This window comes from Fodinibius salipaludis (assembly GCF_002287075.1).
GTDB classification, from domain to species: Bacteria; Bacteroidota; Rhodothermia; order Balneolales; family Balneolaceae; genus Fodinibius; species Fodinibius salipaludis.
Window position 1 is genome coordinate 232686 of the sequence record NZ_NSKE01000001.1, and the last position, 23499, is coordinate 256184.

Consider the following 23499-nt stretch of genomic DNA (forward strand, 5'->3'; position numbering starts at 1 on the left):
TACTATTCTGATTCTACCGTCGGAAGCAGTTCATCTTTATACTGCAATTCATAAAGTTTGCGATAAATACCTTCGTCCTTTTCGATAAGTTGTTGGTGCGTTCCACGTTCCCGGATCTTTCCTTTGTGCATGACCAATATCTTGTCTGCTCCCTGGATGGTTGATAAGCGATGAGCAATTACGATAGAGGTTCGTCCTTCCATCAACTTTTTGAAGGCTTTATTTACCGTTTCTTCCGTTTCAGAATCTACACTGGATGTTGCCTCATCAAGAATTAAGATATTGGGATCATAGACCATCGCACGTATAAAGCAAATAAGTTGCCGCTGCCCCATCGAAATAGATTGTCCCCGTTCGCTAAGCTCATAACTATATCCACCCGGCAATTTATTGATAAAAGCATCAGCCCCAATTTTCCGGGAGGTTGCAATAACTTCTTCTTTGGAAATCTCAGGATTTCCGAGGGTGATATTTTCCATAATACTGCCCGAAAAAAGCGCATTATCCTGCAGTACCAGCGCAAAATTAGAGCGTAATTCATTAAGGGGCAATTCCCTTATATCTTTCCCATCAATTTTTATAGCCCCTTTGTCAATATCATAATAACGGAGCAATAAATTGATAATCGTTGATTTTCCGGCTCCGGTAGCTCCTACAAATGCTATTGATTTTCCCGGTTGGGCTTTAAAAGAGACATCCTTTAATACCGTCTCTTCTTTATTATAGCTGAACCATACATTCTCAAACTCTATTTCACCCTTAACCTCATCAATATGTTGAGGCTCTTGGGGATCGGTAATTTCATTTTCGGTATCCAGTACATTAAAAATCCGTTCTGATGACGCCAGCGCCGACTGTAGGGTATTGAACTTCTCTGAAAGTCCCTGTATGGGTCGAAAGAAATCTCGAACATACTGAACGAAGGCTAACAATATCCCAAACGTTACTTGTCCCATTAAAGCACGTCCGCCACCGTACCAAATAACCAAGGCCATAGCCAAACTGGCAATAATTTCAACCAGCGGCCAAAAGATGGCAAAGTAAAAAATTGTTTCTATATACGCTTCGCGATGGGCCGCATTAATATCTTTGAATTTCTCCCGTTCCCGCTCCTCTTTACTAAAAAGCTGAACAATGGCCATACCGTTTATATGCTCCTGCACAAAAGAGTTAAGACGGGCTATTTGATCTCGGACGTTAAGAAATGAAACCCGGACTTTTGCTTTAAAAACGAAGGTGGCATAAAATAAGATGGGTAATACTGATATCGCTACCAGCGATAGTTCCCAACTCATACTGAACATGAAATACAAAATGAAGAAAATCCGAAACATATCTCCAATGATATTGACCACCCCGTCACTTAAAAGATCACTCAGCGCTTCAATATCACTGGTAGTTCGGGTAATTAGACGACCAATGGGATTTTTATCAAAAAATTGTACATGCAGCGACTGTATCTTTTGAAATACCGCATTACGCAAATTAAAGAGTGTGCCCTGCCCAAACCAGCGGGTTAAATAGGTATTGGCAACGAGCAGTAAGAATTCACCGACCAATGCACCGACAAGCAGTAAAACAATCCAAAGCAGTCCCTGGAAGTCTTTATTTCGGATGTATTCATCAACGGCTATTTGCGTCAATTTAGGGCGTACCGTACCCATAAAGGCCGCACTTAGGGTTAGTGCAATGCCCAGCAATACATACCATCGATAAGGTCGAATAAATTGATAAAGCCGCCGAAGTAGATCCGAATCGACGGCCTTATCAGTTGTTGAGTTGCTCACACTTAGAGTTATTTAGAAACGGTCGAAGTCATCGAATGGGGTACGCGGGGTAATCTGCTTGGGTTGGCGCTGATCACCGTTGTTACCACCATTATTATTCTTGTTGTTATCTTTTTTGCTGTTACTTTTGCTTCTTCGCTTTCTTTTTCTTCCGGAATCGCTGTCGTTGCTTTTGTTATACTTTTTCCGGGATTTTTTACCTTTTCCTGAATAGTTCTTCCGTTTTCGAAACCGCTTTTTCTTTTTCCGGCTACGTTTATTCTTACCGGACGAGGAAGATCCCCCATTGTTATTATTGTTGCCTTTATTCTTGTCTTGGTTGATCTCTTTCAGATAAACCTTCGGCTGGATAATGCCTTTTTCATGAGCCGGATCAGTAAAGATCGGACGCAATTCGGTAGCAACCCATGTCGGAAAGAAATCGTCTCGAGCTTCGCGGAGCAATACATACTCGTTTGTATAACGAGCCGAGAAGTGTGTAATCACCAACAGCTTAGTTTTGGCTTCGTTAGCTACACGTGCTGCATCTTTGGCGGTAGAATGTCCTGTTTCTTCGGCTTTATCAGATAGGCTTTCACTAAATGTAGCCTCATGGAAAAGCACATTTGTATTCATCGCAAGTTTCACTGAATTCGGGCAATACTTAGTATCCGTAATGTAGGCAAAACTATCACCTGGACGTGGATGCCCGACAATATCTGCTGATTTTACAACAGTACCATCATCAAGCTCAACATCGTTGCCGGCTTTCAATTCTTTGTATTGCCAGTCCTCGCTGATACCCTGTTCCTGTGCTTTTTCCGCATCAACTTTTCCAGGTTGATCTTTTTCCTGGAAACGATATCCGATACAAAACTTAGTATGATTTAACGGACGTGCCTCAATATAAAATTCATCCTCATCAACAACACGTTCCTCTTCAAAACCTTCTTCAACCTCAACAAAATTGAGTTCGTAATTGAGATCTATATTCGCAAAATCAAAATTCCATTCTACAAATTTCTTTATTCCTTCCGGACCAACAATGGTTAATTCTCTGTCTCTTCGCTGAAGCTGAAGAGTCGAGAGTAATCCGATTAGTCCCGAATAGTGATCTGTATCAAAGTGCGAAATAAAGATACAGTCGATTTGTGAACGCTTTAAGCCTCCTTGCAGCATTCTCATTTGTGCGTTTTCTCCGCAGTCAAATAAGTAAACGCTGCCTTCTCTCCATACAGCTACTGATGAAAGGTGACGTGTAGCCGTTGGTGTAGCAGAACCGACACCTAATGGTACAATAATCATTATGATACCTCTTTTGTTTTTAGATTAGATTGCGGTCAGACAATCAACCTTAGTTCGTTAGTGATTCTATTTCCTATTTGTTCGTTAAATTTCAGCCAACTCTTGTTCGATGAGCTGTTTGTTATACATCACTGAATATCGGCCATCTTTTTCAAGTAACTCTTCGTGAGTCCCTTGTTCTACAACTGTGCCATCTTCCAGATAGTATATAATATCTGCATCTTTTATTGTTGAGATGCGATGGCTTATCATCAAGGTTGTCCTTCCTTTAAGTTCTTTTCTGAGATGTTGTAGAATGGCCTCTTCAGTTTTAGTATCTACTGCACTTAACGAATCATCGAGTATTATAATTTTAGGATCTCGAATTAAGGCCCTTGCGATGGCGGTTCTTTGTTTTTGCCCGCCCGACAAGGTTATACCTCGTTCTCCTAATATGGTCTCAAATTTTTTATCAAATTCCAAAATATTGTCGCGTACCTGGGCCTTCTCAGCTGCTTCTTCAATTTCTTGTTGTGTGGCATTATTCGTGCCAAATGCAATATTTTCTCCAATGGTATCAGAAAACAAGAACGTATCCTGAGGCACAAGCCCAATACTTTCCCTAAGTAATTGCAGCGGAATGGATTCAATATTCTTTCCGTCAACTAAAATTTCTCCTTCCGTAGTATCAAATAGGCGTGGAACTAATTCTATTAACGTTGTTTTTCCACTTCCCGTTCGACCAACAATAGCTGCATTTTGCCCGGCCTCCACTTTTAAATTTACATCTTTTAATGCAAATTCCTCCGCTCCGGGATATTTAAAAGAAACATTTTTAAACTCTATTGCACCTTGTATCTCATCTATCTCCTGATCGGTATGTGATTTATCTTCAATATTCACTTCTTCTGTCAACACCTGATCAATTCTTTTCCATGATGCCATTGATTGTTGAAAGCGATTAACGGTATATCCCAATGAAGCTACGGGCCACGTTAAATATGCAACATACACGATAAATTCCAGAATATTTCCAACGGTAAGTTGACCTTCAATCACAAGTTGTCCCGCCTTCCAGACTACAATAACAACCGATAATCCAATCAGTAAGTTTAATGTGGGATGAAAAAGCGATTCAACAAGATCGAGGCGCAACTTTTTCTTTCTATACGATTCACTTTCATCCTCAAAGCGCTGCATTTCATAATCTTCACGATTGTAAGCTTTTATCAGCCTAATACTGGAAAATGACTCTTTTGCCCGTCCCGCTATGGTTGAATATTGTTCCTGAATAATCCGTGAGTAATCGTTGATATAGCCGCTTACCCAATAGGCAAAAGCTGACAGAAATGGAAGCGGTAGCAACGCCCACATCGTCAATTCAGGGCTCACAATAATCATCATTGTGATAATAAAACCCATACGCGTTAAGGTATTAATGGTATACATATAAGCCGGACCAAAATATTCACGCACTTTTGAAACATCTTCTGTAGCGCGAACATATACTTCTCCGGAATCATAATTACTGTAAAAACGCTGGGGCAGTTTCAGAAGTTTATCAAAAATATCGTTACGCAGATCAAACTCAATTTTGCGTGAGGCAACAATTAAGGTTTGACGTGTGGCAAACAATAAAAACCCGGAAAGTAGAACGGCACCAACAAGTAACAGGGCATTTTTGACAAGCACCCAACTTGCACTGCTCGTAAAAAGTACTTCAAAAATGGTGTCAAAAGACTCGGGAGATTTTTCAATATCAATACTGGAAACCTCATCCACCGTACGGCGCAGATATACCGGTATCCAAATCAAAAAGAAATTTGAAGCGGTTAGAAAAAGAGAACCAAGGATAATGGTTCCCTTATATTTTTTAAAATATTGATTGAGCTTATGTAGCGATCCCACGGGGACCTTCCTATTTTCTATCTGACTCTCTCAGATTATTAAGCAGTAATTTCTGTGTATTTCTTTATCCAATATTCTGACAGGTTATACCCTGATACAAAGGCGCTTTCCAGAGAAGAGCCACCTAAGTAGTCTCCTATTAACGCAAGAGGAGCGTCTTCGAGTTCCAACTCCATAAAATATTCATTAATAGGATTTTTCGTTTTAAAATACTTCCAACCCTGTAGATAGGTCGATTTTGATCGATGAACCCACGTCCCCACTATATCGGAGGCTTCCTCAAAAAGCAACTCTTTAATCTCATCATCGCTCTTTTGTGCGTGCTTTCGGTAAAATTCAGGAGTAGACTGTATCACAAGAGCCGTTTTATCAGTATTCAACTTTGACGACTCATTGCAAATCCAGCTAATAGAATTGTTTTCACATTCAATTCCCTTCCAATCCGGCACCTCTTGGTTATCGAAGGTTGCCGCCAACGAAAAGCACCCGTCATATCGTACTTCATCCACGTGTCGAATAATCCGGCGGGATTCCGTTTTATTTTGTGCCGTTTGCATAAGACCATAAGCTTCAACAGCCGAAGTGGCAATAATAACGGCATCACACTCAAAAACACTAATATCAGTTAGGTTGATCATCCAGGATCGTTTCTTACTACGATCAGGACCGATATAGGTCAATCCCCCAGCCTGCTCTTCCGATTTAATATCTACCCAGCGGCTCATACTTTCCGCGAACGGCTGCAGACCATTTGTCCCTGTATAATATTGCCGGGAATCAGAATTCGGATCATCATTGATAACTTCTAATCCATCGTAATAACTAAATTCTTTAGCCCACTTTTGCACAATGCCTTCTTCTTCCTGGGTTTTTACAAAAGAATCAAATGTATTGGTAGTTACATCAAAGCGGGAAAGTCCAACATCTAAATTCAAGCTATCCAACTCCACAGTTTTGAGGCGTCCACCAAGGGAACGATTTTTTTCGATAATAGTAACATCATGCCCGGCTTTAGCCAATCGCTTGCCGGCTATAAGTCCCGAAATACTTGAGCCAATAATTCCAATAACCATTTTTATGAGGTACTCTTATTTACTGTTTTATTTTCAGTACCGTAAAATCCGAAATATTACACCAAAATTCTAAGTTAATTCACAATTAACCTTAAAAGATGCGAACTTTGGGAGAAACCGCTGACTTGGCTAAAAGAGCCGGCCAATAAGCTACAATGCCGCTTGCTTTGGGACGTCCGCCGGCAAATCCCGTGACTCCGCTTGGACCGGTTAAAATAAGAGGAGCAACTTCTTTACCGAAACGATTTAAATCTTCTTTACTGCTTCCGGAAAGAGAAACACGCATCTGTATCTCTTCATGCTCCTCTTCTAAGAGCTCATCAGTAATAGGTTGCTCGCTGCATCCGTTAACGCCAATATATTCTACTCTGAAATCATCGTATTCAAGTCCCAAAGCATCAGCCCTGCCCTGCAATATTTCTCCGGCCCTTTTTGCTTTTTTCAAAGCTCCCGGCCAGGAATATACCAGGGTTGAAGATAACTTATAACCATCATTATAGCTGGCTGAAATCTTATAGGTATCTGTTTCAGGCCGACCTTTTATTCCGGATACTTTAACTCGATCAGGACCCGCTTTTTCCAAATTGACCGACGTAAAATCAGCGATACAGTCGGGTGTAATATATTCGGTGGGATCGCCGATTTCATAGAGTAACTGCTCTTTTACGGTCTGTTTACTAATTAGTCCACCGGTATCCTCGTGTTTCGTCACATAAAAACTACCATCGGGATTAGCTTCAATAATGGGAAAACCGATATCTACAAAGTCATCAATCTTTTCCCAATCAGTAAAATTCCCGCCGGATACCTGACCACCACATTCTATTATATGCCCTGCAATTGTTCCAGCCGACATTTTATCGTAATCATCAAACGACCAGTCAAATTCGTGAATCATCGGCGCCAAAGTTAATCCTGTATCTGTCACCCTCCCGGTAACCACGATATCAGCTCCCCTGTTGAGGGCTTCCACAATGGGACGCGATCCAAAATAGACATTAGCGCTAAGCAGCTCATCCTTAACCGTCGTAATGGGTTCGCCGGTTTCCATATTATTAAGGGGATGCCCATCCTCAATAAGGGTATCGAGGTCATCCAAAATATTATCGCCGTCCACCACTGCTACTTTGATATCATCATACCCTTGCTCCTCAATTGCCCCAAGAATTTGCTCTTTACATGCCTCGGGATTTACACCACCTGCATTGGAAATTACTTTTATTCCTTTTTCTGCAATATCAGGAAGGATTTCACTTACTACTCCCACAAAATCCCGGGCATATCCATAGTCAGGATTGCGTAACTTCTGCTTTTGCATGATTGACATGGTCACCTCGGCCAAATAGTCCATTACCAAATAGTCAATAGGTCCCTTGCGCACCTGGTTGATGGGAGCGTTTGGCAGATCTCCCCAAAAACCTTGTCCTGATGCAATCCTGATCGAATCTTTCACGGTCGGTATTTTTTTTAGTTAAATTTTGTATCTATGCGAAGATAAGATTTGCATTAACACTATAAAAATAATTACTCACTTCTATGTTATTCTTCAATTGCCAACCTTAACAACAGATAAATATTATTACTGTTGCAATTTGGGTATCACTTTATGACTTTTAGCATACTTTTTGAAAGTAGAAGGAGTAAGATTTGAAAATAGTTATTATTGGTGCCAGCGAAATTGGCTATGATCTTACCAGCGTACTGTCGCAATAAAACACGACGTTATTGTACTTGATCGGGCCCCCTGAATGTCCGAATAAGGTCTCTGATAATTTAGATATTCTCACCCCGAGGGGAATGCCACTTCGGCCGAAGACCTTGTAGATACCGGGGTAAAAGACGCAGATATTTTAATTGCTGTAACCAGTATTGACGAGGTGAATATGATTGCCTCCATGATGAGTAAACAGCTCGGTGCCCAAAAAGTTATTGCCCGCATCCGAAGTGATGAGCTTTTACGTCCCAATGCCCCACTAAAGCCCACCGACTTAGGTATCGACGTACTTATCCACCCAGAATTAAGTGTGGCGCATGAAATTGTTCGTCTTATGAAACGGGCATCTGCCAACAACCAGGTAACCCTTGCAGATGGGAAAATGCAGATAATTGGACGACTCGAAATTTTTACGGTGCTGCTAATCTTTACTCTCACCTTCTGGAAACAGTAATACTCGGATGTCAGATCTTAGACGATAAAGATTTGAAGTTGGGGGTAGAAAAAAACTGGGAGTTAGCAGTTAGAAGTTTGAGTCAGGAATTTTTACCAATAAATAATCCAATCACTAAAATCGAATCCAACCAGTATCCTCAAGCCACTGTATTAAGGCAGGTAAAAAGGTAAGTCCAGCAACCAGCGTCATACCAATTCCAATAACAGCCATCATTCCCAGCGATTGCAAGCCCGGATGATTCGTAAACAACAGACCCGAAAACCCAAGCATTGTTGTTAAGGAACCCACTGTTACATGCTGACCCGTGCTCGACAGGACATCCCACATGCTGTTTTTGCCCTCTTCTCGATATCGACTGGCCAAATGAACTCCATTATCCTCTCCTATTCCTAAAATAGCCGGTAGAACAACCAAGTTGTAGAAGTTGAACATCATGCCGGTAAACATCATAATAGCAAATAGTAGCAATAGCCCTACCAATAGCGGAAGCATAGCAATAATAGCCCAACGAAGGGATCTAAATGAAATCAACATCAATAAAAATACCATTACAAATGTGGCGGCAACCATGTACGGACTCTCCTCACGCATAAGCTCCAGCATTTCGGCAGCTATAATCGAAGTACTGGCAGCATAAAACACATCTCCACTATCGAGCTCTACTTTGCCTACATCATTTTTAAAGGCTATCGATTTTTCTCCGTCCGATAATCCTACGCTGGGATATACCATTACAAAATTACCAATATCCCCATCTTGGGTTACAAACTGACTTTTAAAATAGTCGGGCACCTGATTTATGTTGAGTTTTTGCCTGGTCTGGGCAGCTCTTCGCAGTTTATCGAGCTGTTCATCTTCCTGGTCAACAAGGAACGGATCGTTTAACAGTTCACGGACTTCGGCAATCTCCTGTAGTTTAGCCTTGGCCGCCGTATCAGAAGGCGGGAAGCGCTCAGGCAGAGCCTCTACATCCAAAATGGTAGGACTTGTTGTATCAGTCTTCATCCGATGGCGAAGCTTCTCTAAAATCTCAATAACCTGATCCTCATTATCGGCTAAAATATAGGCGGGATTTCGCTTATCAGAGCTGGAAACCTGGTTTTCAAGCTTATTGAACTCGGCATATTCAGGAAATTCCGGTTCCAGATCTCCAAAATCATACTGAAACTGCAAGTGCTGATAATTGAAACCCACGGCAACGGAAATTAACAGTCCCATTACAACGATGGAACGAGCAAACGGGAAGCGATGAAACAGGCTGTCTGAACGATCCTGGGGAGTTTCACTCTCATTAAATAAAATCCAGTTAAAGCGTTCAAAAACAACCAGCAACGAGGGAATAATGAATAGCATGCATAACAGCGCCAAGATGATGCCTGATCCTGCGATAAACCCAAATTCAGAAAAGCCTCTAAACTGAGCCAAAATTAATACGTAAAGGGAAAAAGCTGTAGTCAGACCACTAACTAAAATTGCTGAACCTGTATTTTCATAGGTATCTAAAAGTGAATCCATGATGGGTTTTCCACCAGCACGAAACTCAATATATCGGGCATAATAGTGAATACCGTAGTCGATGCCCATCCCAAAAAGAATCACAAAAAGTACCGACGTCATAGTATTTAGGGTACCGAGCACGAAATAGGTAATCCCAAATGTCCATGCAAGACTAATAACCAGCGGTATGCCAATAACTAAAATAGGTACGGGCAGTCGCAGAAGATGCTCCCAAAAGCTGTGCTCTTTGCCCTCTTTACCCCCGCGCTGATAATTAATATACTTTTTAAAGGAGAAATAGAACATTACTAACAACAGTACGCTTGAAATCCCCGAAGCGAAACTATTGAGCACATCGCTCATGATAGAGTCTATTTCTGAAAGATGTCGCTTCAGACGTCCCCCGTACTCCACTTCCATTTCAGCATTATATTTTTGCGGATTCATCTCTGTAAGCAAAGAATCGTATGACGCAAAGGTCCGGCGCAAGTAACTCAAATCACTCTTGGAGCCGGTTGGATATAATTTAAAAACAGCAACAGTACTATCGGCACTAATGGGATATTCTGAAGGAATCAATGCATCGTAGCTTTCCTCGAAATCTCCTATTTCCGCAGATTCCCCTTCTTCATCCTCATCAAAATCCACCAGAAAAGGGTTAGCATCTTCTTTGGCTTTTTGAATTTCATCCCTCAGGTAGGATTTAATATCATCCAGCTCATTGGGGGTAGCAAAATAAAGAGCATTATCCTCTAAAAAGTCGGTCTCCTTACGAAACTGGGCTCTTTTAAAAAAGTACCGTTCTGCTTCATTATCGTAGAGCTTTAAACTTTCACGAACCAGATCCTCAATAAAGCGCTTGTTATCTTCAAAACTGGGCGACTTTACCGCTACTTCCATAGCTGTTTCCCCTCCCACAGTCTCTTGTAATTCATCCAGCGCCGTTACATGGGGATTCTTATCCGGTAGAAGATTGGCCAAGTCAGTATCTATTTTTAGCTGTAGCGCATAACTACCTAAAAATATTGCGGATAGTATAGTAATTCCTAATACCCAAAATGGATGTGAGGCATTAAATTTTATAAGGGGTCGAAAAAAATGGAGAATCTTTTCCATTAAAATGAGATTGTTCTTTTTTAAGCCGTGAAGTTAACCATTTTAAAAACATATCTACAATGAAGTAGGTGAGATTACTTCTCCGGTTTCAACAGGATATCATCGTAATCAGCCTTAACATAACTATTTGTACTGTCACCGTCGCTGAGTATCAGAATAGCTATTGGATTCTTAGGCGGATCATCCCCAAACATTCGTCGATAATCTTCCACTAAGTTTCGCTCAAAAGTAACCCACTTACCTTTATCCTGTTCCCCCGAATTGACAACAATGATCTGTTGATTGCCAAATAGTTTTGATCCGGTCTCTCCTTCCGGTAGCGTAGTACTCCACGTATAACGGATCGATTTGGGTACTTTTTTTACCAATGCTACGCGCCCCATATCAAATACCACATAAATACTTGCTACCGAATCATTGCGATCACTTGATTTCTCATTTGCCCCTTTAGGAAGTTTATGTGCCCTCACCTTCCACGAAAGTATGGGGGTCTCGTAAAGATTAATGTCATAAATATTTTCCTTTTCCTCATTGATCAATGGAAAACTAATGTGCTTGGCTCGAGTACCTTTGTAACGAAGGAATTTATTTTTTCCTTCGTTCTGTATTTTATATTTATAAGTTTTTTGTTCTCCGATACTATGTTGATATAATAGTTTATTCCCATCACGATCATACCAGTCACCAGGCAATTCCCCTACCTGGTTATCTTCAAAATTTTCCAACAAAATTGCCTCATTTTCTAACTTTTTAACATGAGACTGTCCCAAACTTAATGAATGAGGTATTGTAACCATCAAAATTAATAATAGAACTCTTGAGTAGATAATTTTCAAAATTAAGTACCGGTTATTAAAATTAAATCTTATAACTACGTATAATGTTACTTAAACTCTAAAACCCAAAAGATATTATACCATACCATTTAAAATACGTTGCGCTGAGGTATCCCAATTAATTTCTGATAAAATTCGTTTCCTTCCGGCTTCTCCCATCTTGTGTGCCAAATCTGTATTAGTAATCAATTTTGATATAGCTATTTTGAGCTCTTCAATATTATTTTCATCTACCAGTAATCCTGTTTCACCGTCAACTATGGCATCAGGAATGCCCCCCGTTTTACTTCCAATAACCGGAGTTCCACAGGCATTAGCCTCTAAAAATACAATTCCAAATCCTTCTACATCCGGAGGATTATTTTTAGCAGGCATCACAAATACATCAGCTAAACTGTAATAGTAGGGTAACTCCTGTTCTGCAATTCGTCCTAAAAACTTGACATGGTCTTTTAGTCCCAAATTATTGCACAATGCTTTTAGACGACTGGCATCAGGCCCACTTCCACCAAGAAGATAAATCACATTGGGATCCTGTTGAACAATTTCTTTCAATGCCTTAAGTACCACATCCATTCCTTTTCGGGGAACTAAGCGACAAACAGAAAAAATAATTTTCTTATTTTCTACTTCGAGTTTTTTAGCCAATGCATTGGCGTTCTTAGGCGTAAAAAATAGTGGATTAGTCCCATTTTCAACTACTCGAATATTATCTTTCCGTACTCCCTCTTTTTCAAGTAATTTGGCAGTATACCGACTGACCGGGAAAAATCCATCTATTTGGGATAACAGCTTCCTCCTTAAGGCGTGTAACTGTTTTGATAAAAAACCTCCCTGACCTGCAAAAGGTTCAATCAACAGTTCTCTGGCATGAGCCGAAACATAAATTTTCTTGGGATAACCGATAAGTTTTCTTGTAATAACCGATGCAATAGCGGTTTGCCACTGGGCATGTAAGACAGTGTCGATAAGCCTATTTCCAATCAAACTAAGTAATGTTATGGGAGCCGCAACGGGAAGAAGGCTATCCTTGATAGGAACTCGAACAACTTCAAAAGGCATTTCGCTATCTGTACCCGATGCATGAGGATGTGAAGGGGCAACTACACCAAACTTATCAACACGGTTTTGGAATCGTTTCGCCAATTCAAAAGAATAGGTTTCGATTCCTCCTGTTTTCGGTGGAAAATCCTGAGTTATAAACAGTAAATTCATCGGAATTAATTTGCCGCAGTTTGTTTTATTGGTAGGTCAAAAGTACATATATTTAGCCTGAAACTTTAACCATTCAAGAGCTTATTTTGGAGAGACAAAACTCACTAAAAAAATCAATAAAAGTAACCCTTGCTACATTAGTTATTTATGGGATTCTCGTTGCTACACACCTTGGAGAATTTTGGCCGTTTAGTATTTATCCGATGTTTTCTCAGGCTGGAAATCCATGGAAGAGAGCTATTGTACAGGATATTAGTCAAGCAGAGATAGATTCGCTTTGGAAAGTAACTGATAAAAGTGGCCTACCCGGGAAAACTATTGCTCTTAATGAGCTTAATGTTAATACGAATGACATTGCCAATTATCTATCTAAAACAGAGATTTGGACCCCTAAAAAACAGTCAGGAGTGCGTAAGTTATTGCAAAAAAAATTGAATCAAAGCAACTTATTAGTTTATCAGGCCAAAGGATCGCTAAGCGAAAATGACGAACCTAAGGTAGAATTCATTCCCTACCTCTACCTTTCTGCAGACACTACACTTTTAAATAAAAATCTAAGAATCAAGTAGACGTGAATTTTTGGAATAACATTTTTAAACCAGATAAAAAGCCAACAAAAGGAGAAGCTTTATTTTTTAAGATATTTGAGCTTTTTATTATCGTATTTGTATTAAAATATGCTTGGCAGTGGGGGCCATATATTCAACAAGTTGGGGAAGTCGTACTCCCCTTGGGTATTGCTCAATATATCGATGTTTCTTTTATGTTTGAGCATAATATCTCCCTAATAAATGCTTTTCTTATCTCACTTTTTGCAGTTTTGGGCTTTTTTCGAATCTTACCTAAATATTCATACCTCCTTTCGTTAGTTCTTTTTCATTTACATTATGTATCAAGGTTTTCATTAGGAGAAATATCACATGGTTCCAATTTTATTGGGATGAGTTTACTAGCATTAGGTCTTGGCTTGTTTTTCTTTGGAAAACATCCCGTTCAATATCGTCGATTTACGATGGGGGTCATCTTTTTCTTTTTTGGCTTGGGTTATACCTCGGCAGCTGTGAGCAAATTAATCGGGACTGGACTCACATGGCCTGCAGGAGAGCACCTTTGGCTTTGGATCGCTGAACGAAGTGTCGACGTAGCTTCTGCTACGGGGCAGTTTTCTCCAAACATCATCCAAGAATGGATTATGGAGTATCGATTTCTCGGCACTTTATCTCTCGTATTTGGACTCTTGGCTGAATTTTTCGGCTTTCTCTTCTGGTTTGAAAAAACGCGTCCATATATCGCCACGGCTCTAATAATGATGCACTTTGGGGTGTATTTAACGATGAGCATTATGTTTGATGTATATATCTATGAACTACTCATTATTGGATATCCCTGGGCTAACCTTTTTGACCGCTATCTAAATTTTGAAAATAATCCAATCTTGAGTAAAATCTATCAATGGAGTATCCAAATCTCGTAATTCTACTATCTAATCACCTTCTCTTTTAGTCATTATTTTCCAGTACTTTCTCTTGGGATCATTGTTTTAAAGATGAACTATACAGCTTCGCAATTGCCTGCCCATATTGATATATTTACATCCATATTTTTAAAATATCTAAAATTGTATTTAGTTGATGAGTTTTAAAAAACTGTCATGCTTTGTAGTTCTTAGTACCCTGATTATAATAGGAATACATTCTATAGCTTTTGGGCAAGATCAGGGAGACGATCTAAATCCTGACCTCAACATCGATTTGGAATTTGGAACAGCCATTAGCGAGGAGCATGAACTTCCGTTCTGGCTGCAAAGCAATCGTTGGGGAATCATTGATCGGAACCAGACCAACGGCTTTGTTAGAGTGGCCCCAACACTCGACTTAGGATCAGCTGGTCCAGTTGAATTGCAGGCAGGGGGCGAAATTATTAGTCGTATCGCCGAGGATAATGCCATCTTTTTTAACGAAGCCTACCTACAAGCGAACTGGGAGATATTTAAGTTTGTGGGGGGACGTAAAAAAGAAAGAATCGGTATAACCGACAGCAGTCTTACAAATGGATCCATGATTCAAAGCGGAAACACCTCCCCTATTCCTAAGATTCGTATTTATACTCCTAAATTTGTAGGAGTACCTGGAACTCAAAACTGGCTTAGCTTTAAAGGATATTTTGGACACGGCTGGATGGGAAATGGTCGTTATATAGATGATCCCTGGCTTCATCAGAAATATTTCTATTTGAAAGCCCTTCCCAAAAGATATCCCCTACAATTATTTGGAGGGATTGTGCAAAGTACCCTCTGGGCAGGCACGCATCCAACATATGGTGATTTGCCCGATGGATTAGGAGATTTCTGGAATGTATTTACAGCACAAGAAAGTGATGCTGAAAATGCGGAACCCTCAGCAACCGGAGAAGCGGTGGGCAGCTCTATAGGTATTTATGACTTTGGTGCCAGCTATGATTACAAAGAATTTAGTGGAATCATACATCGCCAGTTCTACATGGAAACTGGCGCCGGGGCGAAGTTCCGAAATTTATGGGACGGCCTCTGGGGGGCGTCAATTAGGTGGGATAAGAAATTTCAGCTCATAAACCGAATTTCATGGAGTCACCTTTATACCAAACGGCAGAGTTCCCAGGAACACCGGGGTGATCCTCCTTACGGTGCAGATGGTTATTATGGCAATAGTACCTACCGTAGCGGATGGACTTACCATGGCCGAACCATCGGAAACCCGTTAATGTTTACAGATGGCATTGGCATAGGAATAGATAATAATATCGTTATTGCTCACCAGTTTGACTTGGGGGGAGAAATCGGAAAAGTTGACTATTCTTTTACTGGAACATATAGCAGGAATTATGGATCAAGAAACACAGTAGGTTTTACCGGCCGTCGAGACCAGTATTCTTTACTGTTGCAAACTTCAGTGAATATAAAGACCAATATGAATTTAAAACTGGATTTGGCCTATGACACTGGTGAGCTATATCCTGACCAAATAGGTGGGATGGTTAGTTTATTCTATAAAATTCGATAATTATTGGTTGTGTTTTTTTGCTTATCTACCCTACTACATTATCAATAAACTTCCCTATCCGATTGGCAACTCAGAGACATCTATCCAATGAATAAACTTACCCACTTATCCCGAGTCGCCTTAAGATGTAGCCTTCTGGGTAGAATCTGTCTCTTCTTTTTTTATCAAACTTCCTTTAAATGCTAAAAAAGAATAGAGTCCCAAGTTCATTAGTTTTGTTAACACATTGCTTGCCAATAATATTCCAGCAATTCCTGCTCCCGAAATGTTCAAGAATTGGGATATCTCCAAACTTGCGCCAATAAATAATAAATCTCTACTCGGTAAGAACGGTATACGTGTGGAAATAATCTTAATACCCATATAAGTAAACCAAATATATAAAGGTACTTCAGGCATAACTACCATCCACTGAATAATCTCTACACTATAGACAAACAGTAATCGAGCTAAGTGTATGCCAAATATTTTGGATGCCATCCCCGAGGACATTGTGATGATATAATGCCTAAAGTAAATTAGTGAGGCTAATATTAATACAACAGCTATTGCACCATAATAAAAATACTCTCGGTTAACTTCGATAATCTGCTGCAAATTTAACTGACTAACATATAAGAAAATAGATAACAATACCGCTGCAACCAACGTCGAAGTAACTGAAGAAATAATATTATTGTCTTTAATTACTCCAAAAATATACCCTGAAGATTCTTTAAGATTCTTTTTTGCCCAGATAAAAAAGTAAGCCTCTCCTGAATAACCAAGCACATCTGCATTATAGATTTTCTTCTGTATGAAGACTGGTAATCCTTTTTTAAAAGAAAAATTGAGGGACGTGCCATATATAAATTGTTCAGACACTGGTAAAGCGAAATACAAGAATAAAAATAACACATAGAACCACGGTGTCACAGGTAGGGATTCCCAAACCCGCTGCCATCCAATTTCAGTAAGCTGATAAATCAGATATCCAATAACTATCGCAATAAAAACATACTGCAATGTTTTAGATATTCGTTTACCTGTCTTTGTCCTCCAAAAAGACAGCCATCTTTTTTTAAGTTTAGAAAAGGTCAATATATCTGTCTAACGGAATTTAGATAAAGCAGTTTTTACTGCGATTATTTTTATATGAGAAGATATTTGGCAGGACATAAAGAAGTTCATCAATAAAAGAATGTGAACATTTGGATTTTAGGTAAAACCTTATGGAAGATTCTTTAGTCGGCTTTGACTATCTCCTAAATTTGGGAGTTGTTTCTTAACCAACCGATTCCACGTCCGCTCGGAAAATTCAAAAAACGGCTGTTTTTCATGATACCACCCAAAGTGCAAGCAATATGGAGTGGTTTTTAAGTAATCGCCTTTTCCGGGGATGAGTGAAAATAAATTAATCAGTAACTTGCGGAGTAAGTTGCTCTTTAATCCCCTAAAACTATACACAAATCGGTCGCTGTAATATTTGCAGACTACATACTCGAAATCTGCATCGTGGGACGTCAAATCCGAAATATAGTCTAATTGCGGACTGGTATGCCCCTGCAGCCAAGGATATACGGGCAAATCGAGCTTGGACATGGCCATAGCCATGCTCCACTCACAGGATTCTTCACTGCGCCCCTGCTCCAAAGTGCGACTGCGAAAATGAGTTTCATCTTTGCGGTCCAGCATTTTTTGAGCCAATTCACACACTTTTTTGGTCAAGCTGTAATCCTGAGCGTAGACCATTCCTGTTTGTACGCGGCTCAAATAAGTAAGTCCAAAATGGTCCAAGGTACGCTTTCGACGCCGAAATAAAATATCAGCGACGATACCGATATTCTTGGGCCCACCAAAGAAATTATCCGAAATTTGTGTTCCCGTTATGGTAAACGGATAGGGTTCAAAAGACTTCCACAAATTTTCGGGTTCTTTGCACCAAATAATATCGCTGTCGAGAAAAATATTTTTCTCAAAAAACATAAATTCATGCAGATGATGCTTAAAACCGACAATAGAAGCATGCTTTTCGGACAAAGTATGGATATAATCAAACACCCCTGTTAGCCCGTGCTCTTCGAGAATATTTTCGTGCTTTTCTGTACAAGCTAATGCCACAGGCCGATCTTCATCATACCGGCGTAGTGATACTACAGAAGCCACGGCATGCTTTAAGTAGCGTGGATGGCCATAGGTAGCATATACGTATCCCTCCGGGGCTAACCGCTTTTGTTGTACTGATTTTAACATACAAGTAAATTAGTTTGATACGAATATAATGGGATGACACCTCTTTATTAAACCTTATTTAGCCGCTCTCTTACGGAGAGTTTCCAAAAGGGAATCGTATCCTTTTTTACGAATCACATTTTGAAATTGACGCTTGTAAGATCCGGCTGTTGAGACATCATCAATAATCATATCTGTAACTACCCATTGATTGCTTTGCCCATCGTATTTCATCTCATAACTAACGGGAGTCCGTACCTTTTCGAGCTGGGCTAAGGTTTTAACCGTGGCAGAACTGTCCTGTACTTTAATCTGCTCATATTTTACATCAGCCCGATAAATATCCAGCTTATTCAATGATTGGTCACGAATTATAGTCGAAAAGAGATCAACAAATTCAGTTCGCTGCTCTTCCGACAATGTATCATAAGTAGCTTGCAATGCCTGCTGTGCCATAGTCCGATAATCAATAACTCCGTTGATAATATCTTTCAATGTATCACGCTGCTCCTGTGTATATTCTGTCCCTTTAGGACCAAGCAAATCTTTAATTTCCTCATCACGCTCTTCGAGCAAGTTACGTACCGTGGAACTATCTAATTGGGCAAAACCGTCTGTAGGATTTAAAAACACAAATCCCAAAAAGATGGATAGAAATACTATGGAAAGTTTATTTAGTGAAGTAATCATATTAATTCTCATTCGAAAGTTCTAAAATTGGCAGACCGGATTTACGATATAATTCAGCAATATTATTATTGAAATTAAAAACTTCTCGTTTCAGCTGAACCCGAAGCTCCAGTTCTTTTTTCATTGCATCGATCAGGTCCTTTGTATCTCCCATACCAAAATCATAATCAAGTTGTTCCTGGCGAAGCCATTTCTTACTGGTTCTGTGGGCCTCATCTGTCTTGTCAACTTTAACTTTAGAGAGTGAAGTCTCTTTATAAGCCTGATTAATCCCTAAAACTATACCATCAACGGCAGCGTCTTTTAAATATTTTGCCTGGCGATACTGTATTCTTCCTTTTTCAATATCTGCCTTAATACTTAAAAAATCGAGATTCTGTCGGATACCAAATCCAAATGAACCCGAAGCATAGTTTGAATTATTAATAATGAAAGGATTGCTCTGCCGCGGACGGTTAGGAGTATTTGCATAACTTCCGTTTAGTCCTATATAAAGGGATGGATAATTCTTCTGCTTCTGTGCTTTCATACCGTATTCAGCAGCATCAATACCCGCTTCGATGGCATCAATCTCAGATCGGTTAGCCAGAGCATATGACCGATAATAATCTATTTCTCTGAGCTCTCCTGCAACGGGATCTAAAAAATTACTATCGGGCATATAAACCGTATTTTCATCAGCATTAAGTACATAATTCCAAATACGTTGGGTTGTTTCTGCTTCTTCACGCACTTCGGCTGCCCGAATATCAAACTCTGACTTGAATATCTTGAATTTGAATAACTCTGATTCATCAAATTCAGTATCGCCATCCTCCTGTTTTTCCTCAATTTGTCGCTCAATCTTATCAATCTGGTTTTGCGCCTCATCAAGCAATACCAAAATTTCATTCGTCAATAAATAGCTTTGATAAAGCTCAAACAAACGAAGACGCACATTAGCCTTTTCCTTTTCAAACTGCTTTTGAGCAGAAACAGCAGCAGATTTAGCAGCTTTAACAGCATTTTTAAGAGCTCCCCAGGCAAAAATAGGTTGAACGGCAGATACTTCTGCCCGGGTAAATACAGCCCAGTTTTCCCAATCATTTTCAAGATTCGGATCAAGATAGTACTGATCCTCAGGTAAATTCGTCTGGCTAATTACCCCGGGGACAATTCCATGCTGGGTGCTAAGTTCAAAACGCGGAAGGTATCGTTGAGACTGTGCCTGATTAATCTGATTATTTGCAAGATCTACTTTTCGCTGCTCGAACTCAATTTGTCCCGAATTTTCAATTCCTCTCTCGATAAATGATTCAAGCGACACTTTTACAGTATCCTGCCCAACTGTTATCATTGGAAGCAAAAAAAAACAGAAAAGTAATGCCGGTATATATTGTTTCATGGTCATAATGTTAGAATAGAAATATTATATCTATCAACGAATAACCTGCAAATTTATTTAAATAAAAAGCCCCTCCCATTGGGAAGGGGCTTTTATTAGAGCGGAGGGAGAGGGATTCGAACCCCCGAGACCCATAAGGGCCTGCCGGTTTTCAAGACCGGTGCATTCAACCGCTCTGCCATCCCTCCAAGTATTAAAAAACTACTTATGCTTCTTCAAGAGCCTGTGCACCCGAAATAATTTCAGAAATTTCGGTCGTAATTGCACTCTGTCGTGCCCTGTTGTACTCAAGCTGAAGATCTTCCTTCATTTCCTGAGCATTTTCTGTAGCATTATCCATCGCAGTCATCCGTGCGCCCTGTTCTGCAGCATTCGACTCCAGAATAGCTCTCCAAAGTTGTAAATTCAAGTGCAAAGGTAACAGTTTTTGGAGAATATTTTCTACATCCGGCTCAAAAATATATTCGGTAGAAGACATATCTTCTTCCTCATCCTCATCTACCAATTTTGTCGGATCAATAGGTAAAACAGACTCGACAATCCTGTTTTGAGCAATTACAGACTTAAACTCATTATAGGCCACCTTAACTTTGTCAAAGGTCCCTGATTTAAAATCATTAACAACTGATTTCATAATGTCAGTTGCTTTACTAAAAACAATTTCATCCCAAAAACCGGGATATTCCGCTATAACATTATAATTACGCTTACCGAAATATTTGATCGCCTGTCGGCCAATACACATTAGTGACAAGGTGCCACTTTCATGATACTCACTGTACTCATTGCTAATTGTATCTTCAACAGCTTTAAACAAGTTGTTATTAAAAGCACCGCAAAGACCCCGATCAGAACCAACAACAATAAATAAAACATTATCTGTCGATTCAGGCGTACGTAGCAGTACATTATCTTCACTGGAATTTTCGACCAGACGTCCCACGACTTCTTTCATTTTGGAAGCATAGGGACGCGTTTCAACAATGCGATCTTGCGCTTTGCGCAACTTAGCAGCAGCCACCATCTTCATGGCACGGGTAATCTGCTGCGTATTTTTAATCGATTCTATCCGGTTTCGTATGTCGCGAAGATTAGCCATGAATTATGCTTCCTCTTCTTGTGCAGCGTTAAGTTGATCGATTACCGTTTTGGCAACTTCCATTAACTTATCACCAAAATCTTCATCAAGATTTCCTGATTCAGCAAGCTCAGCCATCTCATCATCATATTTGACGTGGACCGTCTCGATGTATTCTTCCTCAAACTCCTGGATTTGATCGACATCCAGTTCGTCAAGAAGACCTTCACTGTTTATTTTAAGCAGTGCTATTTGATCTTCGACCGGACGCGGCTGATAAATATCCTGCTTCAAGAGTTCAACAGTGCGCTCACCACGTTTGAGCTGTCGCTGTGTAGCGGGATCAAGATCGGAACCAAACTTTGCAAAAGCTTCAAGCTCTCGGTACTGAGCTAAGTCAAGTTTCATCGTTCCTGAAAGCTTCTTCATTGATTTTACCTGAGCAGAACCACCAACACGAGATACCGAAGTACCAACGTCAATAGCGGGACGTACCCCGGAATTAAACAGATCTGTGTCAAGGAAAATCTGTCCGTCAGTAATTGAAATCACATTTGTTGGAATGTATGCTGATACGTCACCGGCCTGAGTCTCAATAATTGGCAATGCAGTCAATGACCCTCCCCCCTTCATCATGGGTTTTAACTCTTCAGGCACATTATTCATCTGCTTGGCAATTTTATCATCATCAATAATCTTTGCAGCACGCTCCAACAGACGACTGTGTAGATAGAATACATCACCGGGATATGCTTCACGCCCTGGAGGTCGCTTAAGTAGAAGCGAAAGCTCACGATAAGCAACGGCCTGCTTTGATAAGTCATCAAAGACTACCAAGGCATGACGGCCTGTATCACGGAAATATTCACCAATAGCCGCCCCTGCGAAAGGTGCAATGTAACGCATTGGAGCAGATACACTTGCCGGAGCAGAAACTATGGTTGAGTAGTCAATAGCGTCATTATCTTCCAACGCCTTTGCAATACCCGCAACCGTAGAACCCTTTTGACCAACGGCCACATAAATGCAGTGTACCGGCTTATCGGTGTCTTGTGTTTCTTTTTGGTTGATAATCGTGTCAATAGCAACAGATGTTTTACCCGTTTGGCGGTCACCAATAATTAGCTCACGCTGTCCTCGACCAATGGGGATCAACGAGTCAATGGCCTTAATTCCTGTTTGTAGCGGTTCTTTTACCGGTTCACGATAAATTACACCGGGAGCTTTACGCTCAAGTGGAATTTGAATAGTATCACCGGAAATAGGTCCCTTACCATCGAGTGGACGTCCAAGAGGATCTATAACGCGTCCGAGAAGTCCATCCCCAACATTTATAGAAGCAATACTCTTGGTTCGTCGAACAGTATCCCCTTCTTCAACCACGCTGGTTCCTCCAAAGAGAACTACACCAACATTGTCTTCCTCAAGGTTAAGTACCATTCCACGAATCGAGTTACCATCCTCATCTATGGAATCAGGCAAATCAACAAGTTCACCGGCTTGTACTTTGGATAACCCATACACACGGGCAATACCATCCCCTACCTCGAGGACTGTTCCCACATCATAGGTGTCTGCCTCATCGTCGAAGCCGGATAGTTGTTTACGTAATATTGCTGATACTTCGTCTGGTCTAACTTGACTCATTGGTTCAAATGTTATTTAAAACGTCTTTAATTTCTATTCTACAGTTGTTGACAATAACGATTCTTCAAGCTCTTTAAGCTTGTGCTTAACCGTTCCGTCTATTACTGTGTCCTCAATACGGATAGCCATACCACCTTTTAAATCTTCATCAACAGTGATATTCATATCCACATTTTTTTGTGTTTTTTGCTCCAGGTTTTTGTGAAGCAGTTCTTGCTGCTCATTGCTTAATTCCCGAGCGACAAATACCTCCACAGTAATGATGCCGGCATGCTCTTTATACTTCTCAATAAAAGCCTCAGTAACCTGATCTAACAGATTTATGCGATCTTTACGAGATAACAACTTCAGAAACAGCTTAGTTGGCTCTTCAAGCTCATCAAAAAAGATTTTTTCCAAAGCCTGTATCTTGTCATCAAAATTAATAACAGGACTTCGCAAAAATAGAACTAAATCCCGCGATTCTTCCAACGTATTATGGATGTACTCGATATCATTTAGTAATTCATCGACCTCATCCCGTTCCTTGCCCAACTCAAGAAGGGCGGTCGCATATCTTCGGGCTGCTTTTGTTATAGGCATCTA

At 40.2% G+C, this 23499-nt stretch carries 19 protein-coding genes and 1 tRNA gene; 4 read left to right on the forward strand and 16 right to left on the reverse strand.

Going from position 1 to position 23499, the window contains the following annotated elements; genetic code table 11:
- Nucleotides 1-2 precede the first annotated feature (2 nt).
- The 5 genes from CK503_RS00960 to CK503_RS00980 all read right to left on the reverse strand — a co-directional run bounded on the left by CK503_RS00960 (nt 3) and on the right by CK503_RS00980 (nt 7484).
- Complete coding sequence (locus CK503_RS00960; RefSeq protein WP_095604910.1) at nt 3-1787, reverse strand: ABC transporter ATP-binding protein; 1785 nt, start codon at nt 1785-1787, stop codon at nt 3-5.
- Nucleotides 1788-1799: 12 nt separating this feature from the next.
- On the reverse strand, nt 1800-3071 hold the full coding sequence (gene rnz, locus CK503_RS00965) for a ribonuclease Z (RefSeq protein ID WP_095604911.1): 1272 nt from the start codon (nt 3069-3071) through the stop codon (nt 1800-1802).
- 84 nt (nt 3072-3155) lie between these two features.
- Nucleotides 3156-4958, reverse strand: a complete 1803-nt coding sequence (locus tag CK503_RS00970) for an ABC transporter ATP-binding protein (RefSeq protein WP_255233299.1) — start codon at nt 4956-4958, stop codon at nt 3156-3158.
- Nucleotides 4959-4996: 38 nt separating this feature from the next.
- Nucleotides 4997-6031 carry an NAD(P)/FAD-dependent oxidoreductase gene (locus CK503_RS00975; protein ID WP_095604912.1) on the reverse strand — a complete coding sequence of 345 codons (1035 nt, stop codon included), beginning with the start codon at nt 6029-6031 and terminating at the stop codon, nt 4997-4999.
- Between the two features lie 91 nt (nt 6032-6122).
- The gene (locus CK503_RS00980; protein WP_095604913.1) at nt 6123-7484 is read right to left on the reverse strand and encodes an acyclic terpene utilization AtuA family protein; all 1362 of its coding nucleotides are present in this window, start codon (nt 7482-7484) and stop codon (nt 6123-6125) included.
- Nucleotides 7485-7884: 400 nt separating this feature from the next.
- Between CK503_RS00980 and CK503_RS00985 the strand changes: the two genes are divergently transcribed.
- Entirely contained in the window at nt 7885-8199 is a 315-nt protein-coding gene (locus CK503_RS00985; RefSeq protein WP_434081863.1) for a hypothetical protein, read from the forward strand.
- A 114-nt stretch (nt 8200-8313) separates the two neighbouring features.
- Here CK503_RS00985 and CK503_RS00990 read toward each other — a convergent pair whose 3' ends face one another.
- The 3 genes from CK503_RS00990 to CK503_RS01000 form a co-directional block, all read right to left on the reverse strand.
- A complete protein-coding gene (locus CK503_RS00990; protein ID WP_095604915.1) occupies nt 8314-10815 on the reverse strand; it encodes an efflux RND transporter permease subunit in 2502 nt (833 codons plus the stop codon).
- A gap of 74 nt (nt 10816-10889) precedes the next feature.
- Nucleotides 10890-11612, reverse strand: coding sequence for a DUF3047 domain-containing protein (locus CK503_RS00995; RefSeq protein WP_095604916.1), 723 nt, complete (start codon nt 11610-11612; stop codon nt 10890-10892).
- Nucleotides 11613-11726: 114 nt separating this feature from the next.
- The gene (locus tag CK503_RS01000; RefSeq protein WP_095604917.1) at nt 11727-12866 is read right to left on the reverse strand and encodes a glycosyltransferase family 4 protein; all 1140 of its coding nucleotides are present in this window, start codon (nt 12864-12866) and stop codon (nt 11727-11729) included.
- 86 nt (nt 12867-12952) lie between these two features.
- Here CK503_RS01000 and CK503_RS01005 point away from each other — a divergent pair, with 86 nt between their 5' ends.
- The 3 genes from CK503_RS01005 (at nt 12953) to CK503_RS01015 (ending at nt 15904) form a co-directional block, all read left to right on the forward strand.
- Nucleotides 12953-13435, forward strand: coding sequence for a hypothetical protein (locus CK503_RS01005; RefSeq protein ID WP_095604918.1), 483 nt, complete (start codon nt 12953-12955; stop codon nt 13433-13435).
- Between the two features lie 2 nt (nt 13436-13437).
- Nucleotides 13438-14340, forward strand: coding sequence for a hypothetical protein (locus tag CK503_RS01010; protein WP_176466174.1), 903 nt, complete (start codon nt 13438-13440; stop codon nt 14338-14340).
- Between the two features lie 157 nt (nt 14341-14497).
- On the forward strand, nt 14498-15904 hold the full coding sequence (locus CK503_RS01015; RefSeq protein WP_095604919.1) for a capsule assembly Wzi family protein: 1407 nt from the start codon (nt 14498-14500) through the stop codon (nt 15902-15904).
- Between the two features lie 120 nt (nt 15905-16024).
- On the opposite strand, the gene CK503_RS01020 is transcribed toward CK503_RS01015, so the two are convergent.
- From CK503_RS01020 to atpH, 8 genes are all read right to left on the reverse strand, one after another.
- Nucleotides 16025-16909 carry a hypothetical protein gene (locus tag CK503_RS01020; protein ID WP_141239850.1) on the reverse strand — a complete coding sequence of 295 codons (885 nt, stop codon included), beginning with the start codon at nt 16907-16909 and terminating at the stop codon, nt 16025-16027.
- Nucleotides 16910-17113: 204 nt separating this feature from the next.
- On the reverse strand, nt 17114-18136 hold the full coding sequence (locus CK503_RS01025) for a hypothetical protein (protein ID WP_095604921.1): 1023 nt from the start codon (nt 18134-18136) through the stop codon (nt 17114-17116).
- 54 nt (nt 18137-18190) lie between these two features.
- Nucleotides 18191-18805: an MlaC/ttg2D family ABC transporter substrate-binding protein gene (locus CK503_RS01030; RefSeq protein ID WP_095604922.1), complete on the reverse strand. Its 615-nt coding sequence runs from the start codon at nt 18803-18805 to the stop codon at nt 18191-18193.
- Nucleotide 18806: 1 nt separating this feature from the next.
- The gene (locus CK503_RS01035; RefSeq protein ID WP_095605172.1) at nt 18807-20189 is read right to left on the reverse strand and encodes a TolC family protein; all 1383 of its coding nucleotides are present in this window, start codon (nt 20187-20189) and stop codon (nt 18807-18809) included.
- A 101-nt stretch (nt 20190-20290) separates the two neighbouring features.
- Nucleotides 20291-20377: transfer RNA gene (locus tag CK503_RS01040), tRNA-Ser, on the reverse strand.
- A gap of 17 nt (nt 20378-20394) precedes the next feature.
- On the reverse strand, nt 20395-21288 hold the full coding sequence (gene atpG / locus CK503_RS01045; RefSeq protein WP_095604923.1) for an ATP synthase F1 subunit gamma: 894 nt from the start codon (nt 21286-21288) through the stop codon (nt 20395-20397).
- Between the two features lie 3 nt (nt 21289-21291).
- Nucleotides 21292-22914 carry a F0F1 ATP synthase subunit alpha gene (gene atpA / locus CK503_RS01050; RefSeq protein WP_095604924.1) on the reverse strand — a complete coding sequence of 541 codons (1623 nt, stop codon included), beginning with the start codon at nt 22912-22914 and terminating at the stop codon, nt 21292-21294.
- Nucleotides 22915-22947: 33 nt separating this feature from the next.
- A complete protein-coding gene (atpH, locus tag CK503_RS01055) occupies nt 22948-23496 on the reverse strand; it encodes an ATP synthase F1 subunit delta (protein WP_095604925.1) in 549 nt (182 codons plus the stop codon).
- Between the last annotated feature and the right edge of the window lie 3 nt (nt 23497-23499).